Below are 19,460 nucleotides of genomic sequence, written 5' to 3'. Positions count from 1 at the left end.
TTATTTTAAAGTGCCTCGTTTATGCCTTGTGGAGCTTCCTCTTGCAATGGTGTGACCTGAGTGTCCTTCTGTTTATTGAGTATTAACTTATTGACACGCCACATCAGGATAATACTGATAATGGAAATAACTACAATTACATAACCTACGGTATTATAGTGCTGTAAAGGACTGCCTTTGCTTTCCTGCGTAACAATCATTCCGGCAACTGCGGCAGCAATTCCTCCCGCTATTTGTTGCAATGAGGAGTTGATACTCATAAAAGCACCACGATCTGCCATATCAGGAACGGCGCTGGTCAATGCTGAAGATGGAATCATACGGCTCATGATACCCATCATCATCAGGATGTTGAAAACCATAACAAGCGGTAGCGGTGTAACACCAAGATTAGTATAGACCACGCACATTACCATCATCCAGACAGATGCTCCTGCAAATAAGGTGTATTTGTTTATCCTGTCGCTTAGTTTTCCTATGACCGGCATAATAAGAAGTGAGCTGACACCCGAAACCATTAGCAACATCGTAAGCTGGTTGTAATTGACACCCAGGTTGTTGACAGCAAAGGCACTTCCGAAAGGCATCATCATAAATCCGCCTATTGATAGCAATGCCGTTGCCGTAAAAGCAATACGGTAATCACGTTTTGATACGGTATGCCATAAGTGGGCAAATGCCGACTTATCACGCTGTAAAGAAAGGTGTGCTGTCAATGGTTTTAAATAGATGGCAATAGCAATGGCAATGAAGATGCTCAGAATGGCAACCATCCAGAATGGTGCTTCCCATTTCCATAACGTCGCAATATAAATGCCTATTGGCACTCCTAAAACCTGACTGGCTCCAAAACCCATCTGGATAAATCCCATAACGCGGCCACGTTGTTGTAGTGCAAATATATCCGTAATAATAGCCATAGATATCGAACCGATAACACCTCCAAAAAGTCCGGTAAAAATACGAGCGGCGACCAGCGTTGCATAACTTTCTGCCAGACCACAAAAAATTGTCCCGATAATAAAACCAACATAAAAGAACAGTAATAGCTTTTTTCTATCGAATTTATCGGCAAAACCGGCTGTTAATAGTCCTGATATTCCGGCACTAAACGCATAGGCCGATACGGCTATTCCAAATGCTGAAGGTTTTAAATCAAGTGATTTCATAAGCATATCTCCTAAAGGCGACATGACCATAAAATCCAATATGACCGTAAACTGTGTTATGGCCAATATAAAGATTACGAATTTTTGATAACCCGTAAATGACATGGATTGTTGTTTGTCCATATTTTTGATGAATTGATGATTTGTTAATTAATTAGCGTATAGATTATTTTTTCAACGCTTTTATTACAAAGTCGAAGGTTAGCCATAATACTTCGTCTGTCAGCTTAAAAGGTTTTCCACCTTTGCCTTTTCCTTCGTTATGAAAGCGGATGAGATTGTAGAGCGGGGCAAAAGCTACTGACCAATATACTTCAAAGGGCATCCTTTCAATTTCCCCTCTTTCAATGATATTTTGCATAAACTTGCCAACCACAGACTTGAATTCTTTTAGAAATGAAGCAAGAAATTCTTGCTGATAAGACGAGCTACGAAGCTGTTCAAAAAAAAGCGACGTCTTAGGATTTTTCATAGAATAGTTGCAACGGTTTTCCCATTGCTTACGCAAGCCTTCTTCGAGCGACATTTCAGGGTCAAATCCAACAATCATGGCAGCCCCCATTATGTTTCCTTCTTCTACTGCAATTTTCAGGATAAGGTCGTCCCGATCTTTATAGTAGATATAAAGAGTAGCTACTGAAATACCGCAGGCTTTGGCGAGCTTATTCATACTAAAGCCTTCCAGGCCATGTGTAGCAATTAACTCAATTGCTTTTTGCCTGACAAGACTAATCTTGTCTGCATCTCTCATTCTCATGGCGCAAATATATAAATGAATATTCATTCATTTAAAAAATAGAATAGATTTTTTTAAAAAAATATTGGGAGCGCTGTTTTTACAATGTAATTCTATATTGATTATCTTTATGTTACAATTAAATTATAGGCAATAATGCAATGATTTTTTTACTACACTAACATGAGTATTCTTGAAACTAAAAAATTGTCTCGTTCTTATGGTGATTTTAAAGCCGTCGACGGTCTTGATTTGACAATAACAGAAGGCGAAATATTTGCGCTTCTGGGCCCAAACGGATCGGGAAAAAGTACTACAATAAAAATTCTGACTACATTATTGGCTCCCACCACTGGCGATGCCTGGATTAACGGTTATAATATAAAGACGCAGAAAAATGATATCCGGAGAATCATAGGCTATGTGCCGCAGATGATTTCTGCCGACGGATCGCTAACGGGTTATGAAAACCTGATGCTTTTTGCCAAGCTGTATGATATTCCTAGAAACGGGCGTAAGCAAAGAGTAGAAGAGGCTTTAAAATTTATGGGACTGGAAGAGGTAATGCACAAATTGGCAAAAGAATATTCCGGAGGAATGATACGCAGATTGGAAATTGCCCAATCTACCTTGCACCGTCCTTTGGTCTTGTTTTTGGATGAACCTACTACCGGACTTGACCCTATAGGAAGAAATGTGGTGTGGGAACATATCACCGCACTCCGAAAGCAATTTGGAACTACTATAATCATGACGACGCACCTGATGGAAGAAGCGGACAGTATTTGCGATAGGATTGCCTTAATGACACGCGGAAAGTTGGCTATTATTGGTTCGCCATCAGACTTAAAAGCTTCTATAGAAAAAGAAGGAGCTACTCTGGAAGACGTATTTATTCACTACACGGCAGATAATCTTAAGGAATCCGGAAGCAGTTTCCGTGATGTTGCTATAGGACGTAAAACTTCCAGTCGCCTGGGTTAAAATAAGAAGATATGGAGATAACTAATTTTATACGAAAAGCCTTCGTAATAGCAGAACTGGAAATTCGAAAAATATTTCACGACCCGACGGAAATCATAATGCGTTCTGTACAGCCGGCCTTGTGGCTTCTCATTTTTGGACAGGTATTTGCCAGAATGCACGCCATACCGGGAAAAACAGATTATATTGATTTTATGACTCCGGGCATTCTAGCCCAAAGCGTTTTGTTTGTATCTATTTTTTCGGGCATTGCTGTTATCTGGGAACGTGATTTGGGACTTGTCCATAAGTTGCTGGCAACACCTACACCTCATGCCGCAATTGTTTTAGGAAAAGCTATTTCTGCAGGATTGCGAACGCTTCCTATTGCTGTTATTATCTATATACTGGCACTTTTACTAAATGTCAAGATTTTATGGAACCCACTGAATTTGCTGAGTGTTTTTATTGTCGTCATGTTAGGAGCTATATTCTTTTCTACTTTTTCGTTGATTATTGCCTGTCTGGTAAAAACAAGGGAACGGTTCATGGGAATAGGACAATTGATGACGATGCCTTTGTTTTTTGCGAGCAATGCCATCTATCCTATTGAAATTATGCCGGGTTGGTTAAAGATGATTGCGCAGGTAAATCCGCTGACGTATATGGTTGATGCATTGCGTACGCTGATGATTGGCAATATTTCGGGTTTCAGTCTTACTATCGACATTGTAATTTTGCTTCTGATTTCTACACTTTTTGTAGCTATAGGCGGCTCTCTTTACAGCAAAGTAATCACGTAAACTAGCGAAATGTTTCCACCCGATCAATAGAAGGTTCAGCCATTATCGTATTGCTGAACAACATGAGATTGGATTGGCGGGCATGAATTTCCCAAACTGTAGTCATGTTTTCTTTTTCCCGGATTTGCTTCATCATTTGATGGCGTATATTGTGCTTTTTCATCAAATTCAGGCATATTTCAAGGGCATTGGAATTTTGAGCATATTCAATAGTAAGCACCCTGAACTGATTCCTTTTATCTATGATTTTCTGAAAATAGGGAAGTATCAATAAAATAAACAGGATGAGTAGACTTCCACTTGCAGAAGCAATATAGTAACCGCCGCCAATTCCCATTCCTACTGCGGCAACAGCCCAAACAGTAGCTGCTGTGGTTATTCCATTGATATGGTTATCAGATTTGAATATGACGCCGGCACATAAGAAACCGAGTCCGGTTACAATATTAGAAGCGATCCGGTCTGGGTTAGCGTCGCCTCCAATGGCAATTGACATTATGGTAAAGAAACAGGCTCCGAAAGAGATCATTATAGTGGTTCGGAATCCGGCCGCTTTTCCTTTGTATTCTCTTTCTGCACCAACAATACCGCCCCATAAGATGGCAAGCAGGAATCGTATGATTATTTCTATATCAACTGACATTGTTTCTACTGTTAAAAGTTATTGTTTAAATTCCTCGCTTACGCTTTCTTTCAGATCGTATAGCAGCCACTGTTTATTAAATACTTCTTGTTTTTCTGACTGAAGCAGCTTGATAAAATCGGCTACTCCTACAGGTTCGTTACCATTTCCGTGAATCAGGACGATGCTTCCTGTATTTGCTTTTTGTCCTTTTGCCAGCCAGGCATCGCTGCCTATTGGAATAAGTCCGTAATTGATAATACTGTTGGTGACACTATTATCTGAAACAAGTCCCGGAAACCTAAAAAAGACCGATGGCAATAGTTGACGTTCAATCAGGGCAATTTCTAGCTGTAAAACTTCAAAGTCGATATTGGTGCCTGGTTCCAAAAGGAAATTTTCTGCCAAAGGTATTTTTGGGTTATAATGGTGATTAAAGGTATGGTTTACCCAGGTAATGTCGATATCACCTTTTGTTTGCAAACTTTTGAGCCATTCAATATCATCGGAATGATCGAGCATAAATCGGCCTGTAATAGAAAGTGCTATGGGTACCGGCTTTTCAATTTTTCCAAATTCAGAGAGTAACGATGTAAAGATAACCTTGTCAAGAGGCTTGTGAGACGGACATAAATCGATGGTTAATGTTATTCCTTTTTCTGCTGGCCAACCGTGTATTATTCCGGCATCCTGTAATGCAAAAGACTGATTCTTAGCATAGGCTAATGCTTTTATGTAAGAAGTAGAGGCATAGTCGGAATATAATTTTTGCCAGTTTGTCTGACTGGTTTTTAGCTTGTCGCCTCTAAGGATTTGTGTGTTCATAGTGTTGAGGTCTACGGCAAGATAATTGGTATTCCCGTATTGCTCGAATTTCCGGATGATAAGCAGGTTTTTTGGCCCGGAGCTGACAGTTGCCAAAAAGACTTTATAATTGCTTACTGAGGCTTGTGACCATGCAGAGGTATAAAAGAAAAAAAGCAGGCAGATCAGTAAGGTCTTATTTCTCATTATCATAGCATTTTTGGAATTGCCAAATTATACTGCTAAAATAAAGATTTTTAAAAAAATAAGCTATATTAATCTTACAAGAATGTTAAGAAAATTAAATTCCGGCTGTTGATTTCTTAACATAAAACCAACAGCCAAAATTCAAACAATGTGCTGTTAAAGTGAATAGTTCAGGTTGACTGACCAACGATAGTTGGCTTCGACCCTGCCACCTGTCAGATTTTGGTTGATAGGAAGCATGGTGTTTAGTCCTAAGGATAATTTTTTAAATCCAACTTCTACACCCATTTTTCCAAACAAAATGTCACCAGCCGTAAGCGGAACATTTTCGCCATGGTCTTTGTTATCTTCATATTTTTCACCGGCAAGTCCCAATTGTGGTACTACGTTGAGGTTGTCAATCTTCGCACTGTAAAATAGGGTAGCTGCATAATTAAACTGATTGCCAAACTGATACTTTTTCTCGTTTTCGGTTTTAAAAATATAGTTGAGTATGGCATTGAGTCCCAAATTGTTCTTTTTTACGGTATATTCAGAAGCCAGCATATAGTCCCAACTCCCGGTTCCTAGCTGAAAACTCGGATTAATACTGCCGTTATTGGCACTGTCGTATTTCCCGGTAGGTGCTTTTATACCCGCTCCTAATTGAAATTTGTGGAGTACAGCGGCACTGTCAGTCTTAGTTCCAAAAAGCGTGTAAAAGCCCATTACTGTGATATCGCCCAATCCGTCAATACCTTCTTTTCCGGTAGTTTTTTCACGGTTGTTGAAATGGTAAGGAACTAATCCCATTACTTCAATTCGTTTTCCCAATGGAATTCTTGTCCAGATTTGTGCCGTATTGAAGTTTTCGTCTATCCAGGGAGAATTGTTAAAAACTCCATCACGGCTCTTATAGCTTTGGTGGATATACCGTATGCCTACGAAATTGTTATTTAGCATAGAACTAAATCCCATACTTCCGCCATTGGCAGAACATCCGCAGGCATCGCAGTCATCTCCAAAAAACATACTGTAATTTCGGAACGGATAATAAATAGAATCTTTTTCTGTGTGTGCCTCGGCTGTCTTTCCCATAAGGAAGGATAGCACGAGGATAAGGAATGTGTTTTTCATTATACTATTATTTTTTGTTGCCGTTTTTTAGGTACGGAAATAGAAGAGAGGATTTTGAATAAACTCTTCATCGGTTAATGTTTTCAGAAATGCAATAATGGCTTCTTTTTCTGTCTGGTTGAGCGGTATGCCCAACGTTGGATGCTGTTGCAACTGCGGATCCAGATTGGGCGTGTTTTGTACTCCATTGGAATAAAAATTCAAAACCGATTGCAGCGAACCAAAACGCCCATCGTGCATATAAGGAGCGGTTAAGGCTACATTCCTGAGACTTGGAACTTTAAATTTATAACGATCCTGAGCAAATCCGGTCACGGTTTCCCTACCTAAGTCATTTAAGTTAGGGTTGAGCTGCAGGCCGTTGTTGCGAAAGGAATTGTCTGTAAAAAGATCGGTCTTATGGCAAGTGGCACAATTGGACTGAAATAAGGCACGTCCCTGTAGTTCCTGACTGCTGAGAATACCATCAGGTTCATTGCGTACGAATTTGTCGTATCTTGAATTGGCAGAAACCATCATCGTCATAAATTGTCCGAGTGCCTTGAGCATATTGCCCGAGCTGACTTCTTTATTTTCAAACGCCTGGGCAAACAGCTTTACGTAAACAGGATCTTGCCTGAGTTTCGTGATAATGCCCTCCAGCGTTTCATCCATTTCTACAGGATTATGTATGGGCGCTATTGAAAGCATTTCGATACTGTTTGAGGCGCCGTCATAAAAATATTCACTTTGGAAAGCCATGTTCTGCACTGCCGGAGCGTTCCTGATTCCTGCAAGATTATCAATTCCGTGGCTGAAATCGTGGCCGTGATGGGTAAAAGCAGAGGATTGTTCATGACAGAAAGAACAAGAAACAGTTCCGTCTCTTGAAAGCCGTCCGTCATAAAACAGTTTTCTTCCCAATTCAAATCCTTTTTGTGTAGGGAAATTACGGCTGATGTCTTGTGCAAGTTCAGGGAAGTTAGCCGGGACAATAAAATCCAGCGGTTGGTTAATTTCAGTATAATTGCTATCGTCGTTTTGACATGAAAAAACGGATAGCAGTATCAGAAAGAATGCTATTCTTTTCATTGTATTAGTTTTTTGCCTGGAATTTTCCAGATTAGCATATAGGGAGTATCCGGTCAGGAATAATTCCCGACCGGTCTCTTTTTTGTTTAGTAATGCGAAGGTCTAGTGGTGTGTTCCAGCGCCATTGTGTACGTGGTCTACCGTGAACATTTTTTTAGTGTTTTCCGCAATCTTGATGAGGTTTTCTCCTCCCATAATGCTGGCAGCAGTACCGGCCTGGTTCATGTTTTGACGTAACGCAATTTTGTTGTCGCCGTCCAGAATAACGTTGGCATCACTTTTCAGGTGAATGTTTGGCATTTCTCCTGTTCTTACACGGGCTGTTGTAGGCAGGTTAAGAATAACTTCTCTATAGTTATCGGTAGCGGTATTACTTCCCTGGTGTACCATAAAACTTCTTGAAACACCATCGCCTCCTGCGGCAGTAAAAGTACCCTGGAAGTTAACAAAACGGTATCCGGTAGACCAGGTCCAGGTCATGTTGTTGATGGCTGCCAAATCCCAAAAACTTTGCTGAGCAGTTTCTCCTTGCAGATAACGTTGCTGATCAACACCAATACCGAACTTGATTTTTTTATAATCGCCAACCGGCACGTTTTCTAAGTGTACGGTAAAAGTTCCGGCTTCTTCACTGATAATAAAGTAACTGTCGTCTTTTGGATAGGCGAACTGGCTGCCATCTTCTTTAAGAAGTACAAAGTTGCTTACGATATAGTTAAAACGTTCTAGGGTAAGAGTTTCTCCATTGGAATTGATATAGGAGTTCCCAAGCGTTAGTGCATCGCCGGATACGCCATTGTCAAAAAACAATTCGACATCGCCAAAGGTTCCTTCTACAGGCTTGCTGTCATCATCGCTGGAACAAGAGGTTACAAATAGGGTAAATGCAAAAAATACTGCTATGCTTTTTATATATGATTTCATGATGTGTTTTTAAAAATTTGATATAAGAATATTGGCTCCACAAGTTTTTTGCGGAGAAAAAAGTCAGAAGGCTGCGAACAGGCTTCTCAGTATTGTATCAAAGATTTAAAAAACGGGAGGACGGAATATAGACCTGCCATCCAAGTGAGAGTACAGATTGGAGTAGAAGGTGTTGGAACTGCGGTTGGCCAAAGTGCTTTTTACAGGAGTGAGACCGAAATCAATGATTTCTTCAAAAAAAAGTACATGGCTTTCAGAAGACATGAACCTTTTTTCTTTTGGTTGATCACTATCGTCCTGAGAAGATTTGGCAAGCTCCTTCATCAGATGACATTTACCGTTACATTTCATTTCGGGCTTGTCTTTGTTAATACAGAGCACGGTTGCGATGTAATCGTAATTAACGGCATATTCGATGACTGGAAGCACAGGCTTCAGGAGCATAAACAGTGCGAATATGGATGCCATTTTTTTCACAGTGCAAATTTACGGAAACACAATCAAAAAGTGTAGGCCATTACTTGTTTTTATTTGCTAAAAAATAAAAAAAACGCTCTGTTTAGGAGCGCATTTGCTTTTTTTAAAATTATTGTAACACAATCCAGGGATATTTCCTGATAGAGATGTGCTTGCATTAAAAAAGGCTGCTTGTATAGCAGCCCTTTAATCATAAAAAATGTTGTGTGTTATTGTTTTAGGATGGTCATACTTTTTGAAATTCCGTCACTTGTTATCTGAACAAGATACGGGCCAGTAGGCAGGCCAGACAAATCAATAGAACCTTTTTTGTCGTTGATTTCTTTTGAGGAAATAGTTTGTCCCAAAGCATTATAAACCCTGACATTTGTAATAATCTGGTCATAAGATAAGTTTAATATATCCTGAACCGGATTAGGATAGGCTTTAAAGTTATTTGTCTTAAATTCAGGAGTTGTCAGTGAATTGCTCCATGCTGAGATAGTAAAAGGCCTTGGGTTTTCATTACTAATTTCCCATACTCTGATATAAATCTCTTGACCTGGAGTTCTATTAGTGAGCGTAATTTTAGAGCTGACATCGGTAGGCGATATATTATCGTTGCATTCTATTAGCTCTAACACATTACAGTTTCCAGAAAAAACTTCCATTCCTGAATCGAAAGGAGATGTAATGGAATTTGCGGGAGTGCCTGTTTGTATATTGAGTTCTCCGCTAGGAGGTATGATGGCAGTAAACCATACATCTCCACCGTTATAGGCAGTACATGTAGGATCGGAAGGGAGATATGTAAAATCAGTAGCACCTACTGTGGTAGAATTGACTATTCCTGCTTCCAGGTTAGTGGCAACTTCTAAGATGGTAGCATCATAACATTCATCGTTTGGTGGAGCAGGAGCCAGTGTTCCTATGCATATATCAAAAGTATCACTAACAGTCGACCAGCTGAAAACTTTGACAAGATAGGTGTTTCCCACAGTGAGTCCATGGGCTATGACTGATTCTGCACGACTTGTAAGTGTTAATATTTCAGATCTATCAGTTTGACAATCTCCGTTATAGCTAAATACCTGACATGAATATCCAACCGGACTAATCTTAATTTCATGATAATAGGCGGAGGCTACAAAAGTATACCATACATCAGCTCTTTGAAATACATCATTGGCTTCATGGGTGGCATTTGTTAGAGTACCCGTAACTTTTGAAGTACAGGAAAGGTCAGTATTCACTGTCAATGCTATAGCATTTGAACAGTTGTCATTTTGAGGACGTTGCCCTGTAGCAACACAGATGTCAAAAGAGGAAGATCCGGCGGTATTAACACCAGAGCTAAATACCCGTATATAGTAAGTATTTCCTATAGTCAGGTCAGAAATAAAAATTTCATAACTATCGCTTGCGCTAATAGCTGCCAGTTGTCCACCGCAGGAACCTTGAAATACCTCAAGGATAAGATCGGTTTGTTCTCCTTCTACATTCAGAAGTTTTATTTTATGGGAAGTAGTTGTAGCCACAAATTTGTACCATACATCATCATCTGGTATTCCCAGTTCACTATCACTATTTACAAGAGAATCTGTGGCTCCCTCTATTGTACCGCCAATTGTTTGCGTACAGGATGAATTAGGGTTTACTGTAAGATTTATAGCATTTTCGCAATTGTCATTTGCAGGTGGTGCAGGCGGCAAAGCGATACAGAGGTTAAAGGAAGTATTATAATTCATGTCCTGATCGCTGCTGAAAACCCTTATATAATAGGTTTCGCCAATGGTTAGCCCAGAAATTTTGCTTGATTGACGGATGCCTGTATAGAGGCTTGCCAACTGGCCACCGCAGCTTCCCTGCATTATTTCATAAATAAGATAGGCAGGATCTCCTTCAATATCTAAAAGGCTGATTGTATGTGAGGTTGCTGTAGCTACAAATTTGTACCATACATCGTCGTCTGGAGCTCCTACCGTATTATCGCCTTCTCCAGAATTTGTAGCCTCAGCAATTGTTCCTGGAGATTTTAGAGTACACATTGTGCCAGGATTTATGGCAAGGGTAATTGCATTTGAACATTCATCATTCACGGGTGGAGGCAAAGGTATGCCAATACAAATATCAAAAGTAAAGGACCATGATATATATTCCGGATTACTGAATACTCTTATATAATAGGTGTTTCCTACTGTCAATGACGAAATCTTGCCAGATGGTGGACTGCCAATACTGATTAATTGTCCGCAATTTCCTTCCAGAACTTCATAGCCGACACCATTTCTTTCTGTTCCTTCTAAATTTAAAAAACTTATTTTATGGGTTGTGGCTGTAGCAGTAAAAGTATACCATACATCATTTAATATTCCGGTAATAGCACTATTTTCTATAGAACGTGTAGCACCAGTTACTGTACCTGAGGTCTTTAAGGCACAGGACTGGTCTGCATTTACTGAAAGAGCTATTGCATTCGTACAGTCATCATTACTGGGTCTTGGCGGTGTCAGCACACAGATGTCAAAGTTTGCTGTAACAGGTATTTCTGAATAACTGAAAACCCTTATATAATAAGTAGTTCCCGGAATCAGATTAGGAGTGTTAGTTGACACATTTACCAATTCATCGCAATTTCCTGAAAAAAGTGCAAATGAAAGTCTTGAATCATTATCGTCATAACTAGTCAGGCTTATTTTGTTAGTTGGTGCTGTTGCGGTAAAAGAATACCAAACATCTCCATTTGCAGCAAAGTCTGATCCATTATAAGTAGCACCCATAAGATGTCCGGAAGCTGCTGCTGTGCAGGTAAGATCTGTGTTTACGGTTAAGACAGTGGCATTTGAGCATTCGTCATTTGTTATAGGAGGCGGGGTATTAATACAAATTTCAAAAGTACTGTCAGAAGGATTTCCTAAGCTGAATATTCTTATATAATAAGTGTTTCCAACGATTAAACCGGAAGCAGGAATTGAATAATTTGAACTAAAAGCTACAGATATAGGTTGTGTGCAGCTTCCTTTAAAAACTTCCATCCCAAGTGACGTATTGTTACTTTGTACATTTTGGAGTCTGATCTTATGAAGTGTAGCGGTAGCTGTAAAAGCATACCACACATCGTCTCTTGGAGTAAATCCTTGGCTGCTTACCACGTTTGAACTTGTGGCTCCCAAAAGAGTCCCCGAGGTTTTTAATGTGCAGGAAAGATCCGTATTTACGCTGAGAGTAGTAGCTCCTGAACAATTGTCATTTACAGGCGCTTGCGCATAAGCCTGATAGCTTAAAAAAAGTAAAGCCATCAGATAAAATGTAATTTTTTTCATAGGAATTTGTTTTTTGAACGTTTTGGAAACAATAACGATCGGGTTAGTGGACTATGTAACTTGTGAAATTTGCATTCTTATTAGGAGTTCATGAAGAAACCGAGCGTATAATTAACTATGGGGTATTTGAAGTAAAATGGCGATAAAGTTGCTTATTCAATGGTAACAAAGCAATTGGAAAGTAGTAACTGGTCGTTTTGACGGATAACTGGTTTATTATTGGGAATAACTGGTTTTTTTGCAATTCGTTTATTAGATTTTTGGTACGGATTTGTAGTCAGGTATTGAAAAAAACACAATGACAAAAAAGATAAATCAAAGAGTTGGGGCTTAATCATTTTTATTTACCAAAAACAAGAAATTCCTTATTTAATGGCATCTGTACTTCTTGTGTTATCAGAAATGAAATTTACTTACATTAAAAAAGGGCTGCCGGTATAGCAAGCCCTTTAATTGTATAAAAGTGTTGTATGTTATTGTTTTACTATTGTCATACTTTTTGAAATTCCGCTACTGGTTATCTGAACCAAATACGGGCCAGCTGGCAGGTCAGATAGGTCAATAGAGCCTTTTCTGTCATTGATTTCTTTTGAAACTATAGCTTGTCCTAAAACATTATAAACCTTGACATTTGCAATAATCTGGTCATAAGATAGGTTCAGCCTATTTCGTACCGGATTTGGGTAGGCTTTAAAACTATTCGCTTTAAATTCAGGAGTTGTTAGTGAATTGCTCCATGCTGAAATAGTAAAAGGTTTTTGTTCATCATTTCCTATTTCCCATACCCTAATAAAGATCTCTTCTCCGGGAATTCTATCTGTGAGAGTGATTTTGGAATTTACTTCTGTAGGTGATATATTGTCATTACACGCTATCAATTCCAAACCATCTTCACAGTTTCCATAATAAGCAGCCAGGCCAGAGTCAAAAGGAGAACTTGTAGAATTTTCAGGATCACCGGTTTGTATATTTAGTTCTCCATTAGAAGGCATGACGGCTTTAAACCATACATCTCCACGATTGTAAGGAGCGCAGTCGGGCAACGGAAAATAATAGAAATCAGTGGCTCCTACATTAGTAGAATTGATTATTCCATTCTCGAGATTTGCAGCCACTTCCAAAGTTATCGCATCAGAACAATTATCATTTACCGGAGGAGGAGGAAATGTTCCCACACATATTTCAAATGTCTCAGGAGGAGATTCCATATAAGTAATTACCCTAATAAGATAGGTGTTTCCCACTGTCAGGCCAAAAGGAATGATATTGCCTTCAGGACTTGTTTGGCTGGTTACTAAAGATCTATTGGTTTGACAGTCTCCATTATAGCTATATATCCAGCATGAAAAATCAGATGAGTTAATTTTAACTTCATGATATGGAGCAGTAGCCGTAAAAGAATACCATACGTCTGGCCTTTCAAATTCATTGTCAATTTCATTGGTAGCATTTGTTAGAGTGCCGGTAGCTTTTAAGGTACAGGATAGGTCTATATTAATGGTTAATGCTATAGCGTCCGCACAATTGTCATTTTGAGGCCGTTGTTCTGTAGTGACACAAATGTCAAAGGAGGAAGATCCGGTGGAACCAATTGCTGAACTGAATACCCGAATATAGTAAGTATTTCCTACTATTAGGTTAGAAACGAGATTTTCATATCGATTACTGCTACGAATACTTGTTAGTTGGCCTCCACATGAGCCTTGCATTACCTCCAGGATTAGGTCAGTTTGTTCACCAGTTACATTCAGGAGCTTTATTTTATGTGAAGTTGCTGTGGCAATAAATGTATACCATACGTCATCGTCTGGCGTATCAATTTCATTGCTGCTTACTTGTGAATCCGTAGCTCCGGCTATTGTTCCCGAAACGGTTTGTACACAGGTTGCATTTGGATTTACTGCAAGGCTTATAGCATTCTCGCAGTTGTCATTTGCCGGAGGCGGTGGAGGTACTTTAACGCAAATGTTAAAGGTAGTATTAAAGTTGATATTTTGATAACTACTGAAAACTCTTATATAGTAGGTATTACCAATAGTCAATCCTGAAATTTTGCTTGACAGCTTATCACTTGTTTGGAGACCAGCCATCTGACCTCCACCACAAGTTCCCTCCATTACTTCATGAATCAGAACGGGATATCCTTCAACATCCAGAAGATTTATTATATGTGAAGTCGCCGTAGCAACAAATTTATACCATACATCATCATCAGGAGTCCCCATTGGATTACCGCCTTCGTTTGAATCTGTAGCATTAGCAATTGTCCCAGCAGATTTTTGTGTACAAGAAGAATCAGGATTTACGGCAAGGGTAATTGCATTTATACAATCATCATTTACAGGTGGAGGTAACGGAATTCCTATGCAAATATCAAAAGTAGATGTCCTTACATCATACACAGGATTACTGAATACTCTTATATAATAAGTAGTTCCTATAATAAGTGATGAAATCGTAGCTGACTGAGAACTGTGAATGCTTTGCAGTTGCCCACAATTTCCTTGCATGACTTCAAATTTGACTGCGTCTTCATATGGGCCTGTTACATTCTGCAAAACTATTTTATGAGATGTTGCAGTTGCTGTAAAACTGTACCATACATCATTGGGTATTCCGGAAATAGTACTGCTTTCTTGAGAAGGTGTAGCACCGGCTACTGTACCTGAAGTTTTTAAAGTGCAGGATTCGTCAGTATTTACCGAAAGAGCTATCGCATTGGCACATTCATCATTATTGGGTATTGGAAATGTCTGGATACAGATGTCAAAAGTGGTTGCAATAGGGTCTGGTAAAGAGCTGAAAACCCTTATATAATAAGTGGTACCGGGAATCAGATTAATTGCATCACGTGATCCGGTATTTTGATAGGCAAAGGCAACGAATTTGCTTGTCAATTCTCCACAATTTCCTTCAAAAAGCTGAAATGCAAGTACTGGTTCATTAATGTCATAATTAAGCAGGCTTATTCTATGGTTTGGCATTGTTGCTGTAAAAGAATACCATACATCGTTTCTTGCTGGAAGGTTTCCGAAACTCCCGGAACTTGTAGCACCCATAAGATGTCCGGAAGTCATTGCTACACAGTTAAGATCAGGATTTACCGTTAAGCCAATAGCAGTTGAGCATTCATCATTTGTTATGACAGAAGGTGTACTGATACAAATTTCAAAAGTAGTTGGGGAAGGCGCACGCATAGTGAAGACTCTGACATAAAAAGTAGCACCTATGGTTAAATTTGAAAGAAAAAGCGAACTATCCGGACTAAAAGTTATAGAGTTGAGTTGTCCACAGGTTCCGGCAAAAACTTCAATAACAAGAGGGGTGGTGCTTCCTTGTACGTTTTTCAGACTGATTTTATGATTGGCAGCAGTAGCTGTAAATGCATACCATACGTCATTATTAGGAATAAAACCCTGCATGCCACTTATCACATTTGATCTTGTGGCTCCCATAAGTGTCCCAGAAGATTTTAACGTACAGGAAAGATCCGTATTTACATTGAGGTTAATTGCACCAGAGCAATCGTCATTAGGAGGCGCTTGCGCATAAGCCTGATAACTTAAAAGAATTAAAGCTATCAGATAAAATGTAATTTTTTTCATAGGAAATTGTTTTGTGAACGTTTTGATAACAATAACGATCGGGTTAGTGGACTATGTAACTTGTGAAATTTGCATTCTTAATTAGGAGTTTATGAAGAAACCGAGCGTATAATTAACTATGGGGTATTTGAAGTAAAATGGCGATAAAGTTGCTTATTCAATGGTAACAAAGCAATTGGAAAGTAGCAACTGGTCGTTTTGAAGAATAACTGGTTTATTTTTAAGGATAACTGGTTTTTATCTTTTGGATTTCGGGTAGGAATCAGTATTTTGAGCCTCAAAAAAACACAAAAAAACAAGAATTTCTATGAAGCGTTTCTTTCCTTTTTTATTGCTATTATCTTTTAGTACAGGTTTTGCCCAAAAAACGGCTAAAACGAATGTCCTGCTAATTGGAACGTATCATTTTAATAACCCTGGATTTGATCAGGGAAAAGTGAAGGAGCGAAATATTCTGGATAACGAGAATCAAGAGGCTTTGGAGCAGATTACTGCCAAGATTATTAAAAAATATAAGCCGAATAAGATTTTTGTAGAGTATTATTTTTCTGAAGGCAAGCGACTTAACGAACTGTATTCGCTTTATAAAAATGACAAGCCCTTTTATCAATCAGATACCATCAAAAAAGATTTTTATAAGCGTTTTTATAGCGAGAATGAAATATTCCAATTCGGATTTCGCCTGGCGAAAAAGTCGGGCAATGATTCAATTTATGCTATCGATTATGACGAAGTGCCAATCCGATTTGACTTGTTGCGCTCTAAACTTGCAGAGAATAAAGTTCTTAATTATGCTGACTATGAAGCGAAAATTGCCGAATTGTCTGACTATATGAATTTTTGTCTTGAGCCCAAAAAGCTACAGGAGGTTTTTCTACGTTTGAATTCACCAAAACAATATGAGCTGAACAAGGGATTGTATATTTCTTTCCTGAATCGCATCAATCAGTCGCCAGATTTTTTTGGACCGGATTTAGCAGCGGCCTGGTATAAAAGAAACCTGATCATGTATGCAAACATACAGAATCAGGTTTCAGAAACGGATAAGAATATCGTAATCATTGTTGGAGCGGGTCATGCCGCTATGATGGAAGATTTTATCAAAAACGATGAAAGGTTCCGTTTGATACGTGTCGATCAGGTCTTTTAAGAAAAGTTGTTCTGTCTATGGCTTTAATTTTCTTTGACCTCTTCGATATTTAGGAGCATTTGAATGTTTGCCCGTTTATAAGGAGAGTTTTTTCTCTTAACTTCTTTAAATCCTAGTTTATAATAGAGGTTGATGGCGGGTTCCAGCTGTGTATTACTTTCCAGATAAATTGTCGTAGCGTTATTTTGAGTTGCCCAATCAATCACGAATTTGCCTAGCAGTAATCCGATGCCCTTTCCTTGCGCTTTTGGACTTACGGCCATTTTTGCCATTTCATAATCAAAATCTTCCTGCATTTTAATCATGGCACAGACACCTACAGGTTCATCGTTTAGCAGGGCTATAAAAATTTCGCCACCTTTGTCGAGTATATATTCTTTTGGATGGTCTAATGCGATAGTATCTGCAGCTTCTATTTCAAAATATTTTGAAATCCACTCGGTATTTAAGGATTTAAATGCTTCTTGGTATTGAGGTTCATAAGTGACAATCCTGATGCTGTCTCTTTCTTTGCTATTGTCCATTAGGGGAGTTTTATGTGTATTTTAAATGCTATTTTTTATCAGTTTTCCTAATTTTTCCAGATCGTTTTCTACCCGGTCAGTCCATTCCAGAGCATAATTCAGACGCATGCAGTTATTGTACTGATTGTATTGAGAGAACATTCTTCCGGGTGCAAAATTAATTTTCTGGCTTCCGGCTGCATCATAAAGATCCTCGGTACAGATACGTTTGTCTAATTCCAGCCATAACATGAAGCCTCCTTTTGGTTGAGAGATTTTGGTATTGTCCGGGAAATAGGTTTCTACAGCACGCTGGATTTGCTGGTAGTTGGCGTATAGTTTGTTTCGGAATGTGCGAAGATGATGGTCATATCGGCCATGCTCTAAAAAGTCAGCAATAACATCAGAATAGAGCGATGGATTACATACGGTCTGTACCAGTTTTTGGCGAATAATCTTGTCTTTAAATTTACCCGGAGCGATCCAGCCTACGCGATAACCAGGCGCTAAGGTTTTAGACACAGACCCGCTCCATAACACAAGTCCCGCCTCATCATAAAACTTGCAAGGTTTGGGGCGTTCGGCTCCAAAAAATAAATTGCCATAAATATCATCTTCAATTAGCGGAACGTTATATTCAGTAATGAGCCGGACTAATTCTTTTTTGTTCTCGTCGGGCATTTGAAATCCCAGCGGATTATTAAAATTGGTAACAAAACAACAGGCTGCAATGTTGGGAAGTACTTTTTTCAGGGCATCGAGATCTACTCCAAAAATAGGATGTGTTGGAATTTCGATAGCTTTTAAACCGAGCAATTGTATGGCTTGCAAAAAACCGAAATAAACAGGACTTTCTACGGCTACAGAATCACCAGGTTTGGTTACGGCCATCAAGGCATTATAGATGGCATTCATAGCGCCAGAGGTAATAACCAGATCATCTTCGGTTATTTTACCTTCCAGAACAAGTGCCCATTTTGCGACTTCGCGGAGCAGGTGCTCGTTGCCTTGCACGGGCTCATAGTTAGTGCCACCATCGTTTCTGCGGCGAATGGTATTGATAAGACTTTTATTGAGTTTGGCCAACGGAAGGAAGTTTTTACCGGGTATTCCCAGGGCAAATTGAGTAAAATCGGATTTAGCGATAGTGCCAAATACCTTGTCGATAAGATCTTCGGGTGTTTTCTCTTTTTCGGTACCGTTAATTTTAGCTACAGTTGGCAGGGCAAGTTTACGTTGTGAGGTCTTGCTGACGTAATAACCGGACTTTGGTCGTGATTCGATTAACGACCGGCTCTCTAGCTCAAGATAGGCTTGTTTGGCAGTATTGATGCTAACATTGTATAGCTTTTGGGCACTGCGTATTGATGGCAATTTGTCGCCCAAACGCAGGGTTTCGCTCTGTATTTGTTCTTCAATGATTTTGGCAATCTTTAGATATAGCGTTTCCTTGAGATTTTCTGCATGTTTTCTTTTTTTTCCACTTGTGGTGCTTTGATTTAGTTGAGCCATTGCAGTATCTTATTTATCATGTTTTTTAATTGTTCGGGATTACGGTAGTTACCAGTATCCTGTTTTTTAATGTAGTTGGTAACGAAAGATACGAAGATTAAATTTTCTTCTTCCGTCATTACAGGGTTATTATAGATGTTAAAGTCGATTTCATCTTTAGCATTAAGCGTAAGACTGGCGAAGGCTACTGTTTTATTTTCTTTTTTGGCTACCAAAAAAGGTAAACCAAAAGCAGGAGTGATGGCTTGGTTTTGAGGGAATGCCTGAAAGAAAATTGTTTTTAGTGTTGCAATATCGGAAAGATATACTTCAGCAAACTGAAGTGTTTCCTGATGTGTTAAGGGCGTTTCCATGATTTCTACTCTTGAATTAGTAAAGTAAAGGTAGGATGCTTTTAGTTTTGGTTACAGATACAGAAATATGTTTTTTAAAGGGTACAGATGAATTAAGATTTAAGAATTAGTAATTAAGATTTAAGGGTGTATCTTAATTATTC

The 19,460-nt window shown here is 39.0% G+C and carries 16 protein-coding genes; 4 read left to right on the top strand and 12 right to left on the bottom strand.

Annotated features, from left to right (window positions below):
* Positions 1 to 5 precede the first annotated feature (5 nt).
* On the bottom strand, positions 6 to 1,292 hold the full coding sequence (locus tag ABH942_RS12735; protein ID WP_370032533.1) for an MFS transporter: 1,287 nt from the start codon (positions 1,290 to 1,292) through the stop codon (positions 6 to 8).
* Positions 1,293 to 1,335: 43 nt separating this feature from the next.
* Positions 1,336 to 1,953 (bottom strand): TetR/AcrR family transcriptional regulator, encoded by a 618-nt coding sequence (locus tag ABH942_RS12730; RefSeq protein WP_370032531.1) that lies wholly within the window; start codon positions 1,951 to 1,953, stop codon positions 1,336 to 1,338.
* A 135-nt stretch (positions 1,954 to 2,088) separates the two neighbouring features.
* On the opposite strand from ABH942_RS12730, the gene ABH942_RS12725 reads away from it, so the two are divergent.
* Both ABH942_RS12725 and ABH942_RS12720 read left to right on the top strand, forming a co-directional pair.
* Entirely contained in the window at positions 2,089 to 2,889 is an 801-nt protein-coding gene (locus ABH942_RS12725) for an ABC transporter ATP-binding protein (protein ID WP_370032529.1), read from the top strand.
* An 11-nt stretch (positions 2,890 to 2,900) separates the two neighbouring features.
* The gene (locus tag ABH942_RS12720; protein WP_370032527.1) at positions 2,901 to 3,671 is read left to right on the top strand and encodes an ABC transporter permease; all 771 of its coding nucleotides are present in this window, start codon (positions 2,901 to 2,903) and stop codon (positions 3,669 to 3,671) included.
* A gap of 1 nt (position 3,672) precedes the next feature.
* Here ABH942_RS12720 and ABH942_RS12715 read toward each other — a convergent pair whose 3' ends face one another.
* The 5 genes from ABH942_RS12715 to ABH942_RS12695 form a co-directional block, all read right to left on the bottom strand.
* Positions 3,673 to 4,314 carry an MgtC/SapB family protein gene (locus tag ABH942_RS12715; RefSeq protein ID WP_370032526.1) on the bottom strand — a complete coding sequence of 214 codons (642 nt, stop codon included), beginning with the start codon at positions 4,312 to 4,314 and terminating at the stop codon, positions 3,673 to 3,675.
* 18 nt (positions 4,315 to 4,332) lie between these two features.
* Complete coding sequence (locus ABH942_RS12710) at positions 4,333 to 5,304, bottom strand: polysaccharide deacetylase (protein ID WP_370032524.1); 972 nt, start codon at positions 5,302 to 5,304, stop codon at positions 4,333 to 4,335.
* Between the two features lie 156 nt (positions 5,305 to 5,460).
* Positions 5,461 to 6,420: a transporter gene (locus tag ABH942_RS12705; RefSeq protein ID WP_370032522.1), complete on the bottom strand. Its 960-nt coding sequence runs from the start codon at positions 6,418 to 6,420 to the stop codon at positions 5,461 to 5,463.
* Between the two features lie 27 nt (positions 6,421 to 6,447).
* Positions 6,448 to 7,491, bottom strand: a complete 1,044-nt coding sequence (locus ABH942_RS12700) for a cytochrome-c peroxidase (RefSeq protein ID WP_370032520.1) — start codon at positions 7,489 to 7,491, stop codon at positions 6,448 to 6,450.
* Positions 7,492 to 7,593: 102 nt separating this feature from the next.
* Positions 7,594 to 8,415, bottom strand: coding sequence for an MbnP family protein (locus tag ABH942_RS12695; protein ID WP_370032518.1), 822 nt, complete (start codon positions 8,413 to 8,415; stop codon positions 7,594 to 7,596).
* 144 nt (positions 8,416 to 8,559) lie between these two features.
* Here ABH942_RS12695 and ABH942_RS12690 point away from each other — a divergent pair, with 144 nt between their 5' ends.
* Complete coding sequence (locus ABH942_RS12690; protein WP_370032516.1) at positions 8,560 to 8,928, top strand: hypothetical protein; 369 nt, start codon at positions 8,560 to 8,562, stop codon at positions 8,926 to 8,928.
* A gap of 173 nt (positions 8,929 to 9,101) precedes the next feature.
* Here ABH942_RS12690 and ABH942_RS12685 read toward each other — a convergent pair whose 3' ends face one another.
* Together ABH942_RS12685 and ABH942_RS12680 are read right to left on the bottom strand one after the other, a co-directional pair.
* The gene (locus tag ABH942_RS12685) at positions 9,102 to 12,194 is read right to left on the bottom strand and encodes a T9SS type A sorting domain-containing protein (RefSeq protein WP_370032514.1); all 3,093 of its coding nucleotides are present in this window, start codon (positions 12,192 to 12,194) and stop codon (positions 9,102 to 9,104) included.
* Positions 12,195 to 12,667: 473 nt separating this feature from the next.
* Positions 12,668 to 15,799 (bottom strand): T9SS type A sorting domain-containing protein, encoded by a 3,132-nt coding sequence (locus tag ABH942_RS12680; protein ID WP_370032512.1) that lies wholly within the window; start codon positions 15,797 to 15,799, stop codon positions 12,668 to 12,670.
* Between the two features lie 307 nt (positions 15,800 to 16,106).
* Here ABH942_RS12680 and ABH942_RS12675 point away from each other — a divergent pair, with 307 nt between their 5' ends.
* The gene (locus ABH942_RS12675; RefSeq protein ID WP_370032510.1) at positions 16,107 to 16,949 is read left to right on the top strand and encodes a DUF5694 domain-containing protein; all 843 of its coding nucleotides are present in this window, start codon (positions 16,107 to 16,109) and stop codon (positions 16,947 to 16,949) included.
* A gap of 23 nt (positions 16,950 to 16,972) precedes the next feature.
* Here ABH942_RS12675 and ABH942_RS12670 read toward each other — a convergent pair whose 3' ends face one another.
* The 3 genes from ABH942_RS12670 to ABH942_RS12660 are packed head-to-tail and all read right to left on the bottom strand — an operon-like array spanning position 16,973 to position 19,317.
* Entirely contained in the window at positions 16,973 to 17,473 is a 501-nt protein-coding gene (locus tag ABH942_RS12670; RefSeq protein ID WP_370032508.1) for a GNAT family N-acetyltransferase, read from the bottom strand.
* Between the two features lie 21 nt (positions 17,474 to 17,494).
* A complete protein-coding gene (locus tag ABH942_RS12665; RefSeq protein ID WP_370032506.1) occupies positions 17,495 to 18,964 on the bottom strand; it encodes a PLP-dependent aminotransferase family protein in 1,470 nt (489 codons plus the stop codon).
* Positions 18,952 to 19,317, bottom strand: coding sequence for a hypothetical protein (locus ABH942_RS12660; protein ID WP_370032504.1), 366 nt, complete (start codon positions 19,315 to 19,317; stop codon positions 18,952 to 18,954). The genes ABH942_RS12665 and ABH942_RS12660 overlap by 13 nt, the downstream gene beginning before the upstream one ends.
* Positions 19,318 to 19,460 lie beyond the last annotated feature (143 nt).

This window comes from Flavobacterium sp. 28YEA47A (genome assembly GCF_041262125.1).
GTDB lineage: Bacteria > Bacteroidota > Bacteroidia > Flavobacteriales > Flavobacteriaceae > Flavobacterium.
The sequence above is the reverse complement of the archived record's forward strand: the minus strand, read 5'-3'. Positions and strand labels throughout refer to the sequence as shown.

Excerpts from the sequence above, each read along its gene's own strand:
- ABH942_RS12735 (WP_370032533.1), bottom strand. The coding sequence starts at position 1,292 with ATGGACAAACAACAATCCATGTCATTTACGGGTTATCAAAAATTCGTA.
- ABH942_RS12730 (WP_370032531.1), bottom strand. The coding sequence starts at position 1,953 with ATGAATATTCATTTATATATTTGCGCCATGAGAATGAGAGATGCAGAC.
- ABH942_RS12725 (WP_370032529.1), top strand. The coding sequence starts at position 2,089 with ATGAGTATTCTTGAAACTAAAAAATTGTCTCGTTCTTATGGTGATTTT.
- ABH942_RS12720 (WP_370032527.1), top strand. The coding sequence starts at position 2,901 with ATGGAGATAACTAATTTTATACGAAAAGCCTTCGTAATAGCAGAACTG.
- ABH942_RS12715 (WP_370032526.1), bottom strand. The coding sequence starts at position 4,314 with ATGTCAGTTGATATAGAAATAATCATACGATTCCTGCTTGCCATCTTA.
- ABH942_RS12710 (WP_370032524.1), bottom strand. The coding sequence starts at position 5,304 with ATGAGAAATAAGACCTTACTGATCTGCCTGCTTTTTTTCTTTTATACC.
- ABH942_RS12705 (WP_370032522.1), bottom strand. The coding sequence starts at position 6,420 with ATGAAAAACACATTCCTTATCCTCGTGCTATCCTTCCTTATGGGAAAG.
- ABH942_RS12700 (WP_370032520.1), bottom strand. The coding sequence starts at position 7,491 with ATGAAAAGAATAGCATTCTTTCTGATACTGCTATCCGTTTTTTCATGT.
- ABH942_RS12695 (WP_370032518.1), bottom strand. The coding sequence starts at position 8,415 with ATGAAATCATATATAAAAAGCATAGCAGTATTTTTTGCATTTACCCTA.
- ABH942_RS12685 (WP_370032514.1), bottom strand. The coding sequence starts at position 12,194 with ATGAAAAAAATTACATTTTATCTGATGGCTTTACTTTTTTTAAGCTAT.
- ABH942_RS12680 (WP_370032512.1), bottom strand. The coding sequence starts at position 15,799 with ATGAAAAAAATTACATTTTATCTGATAGCTTTAATTCTTTTAAGTTAT.
- ABH942_RS12675 (WP_370032510.1), top strand. The coding sequence starts at position 16,107 with ATGAAGCGTTTCTTTCCTTTTTTATTGCTATTATCTTTTAGTACAGGT.
- ABH942_RS12670 (WP_370032508.1), bottom strand. The coding sequence starts at position 17,473 with ATGGACAATAGCAAAGAAAGAGACAGCATCAGGATTGTCACTTATGAA.
- ABH942_RS12665 (WP_370032506.1), bottom strand. The coding sequence starts at position 18,964 with ATGGCTCAACTAAATCAAAGCACCACAAGTGGAAAAAAAAGAAAACAT.
- ABH942_RS12660 (WP_370032504.1), bottom strand. The coding sequence starts at position 19,317 with ATGGAAACGCCCTTAACACATCAGGAAACACTTCAGTTTGCTGAAGTA.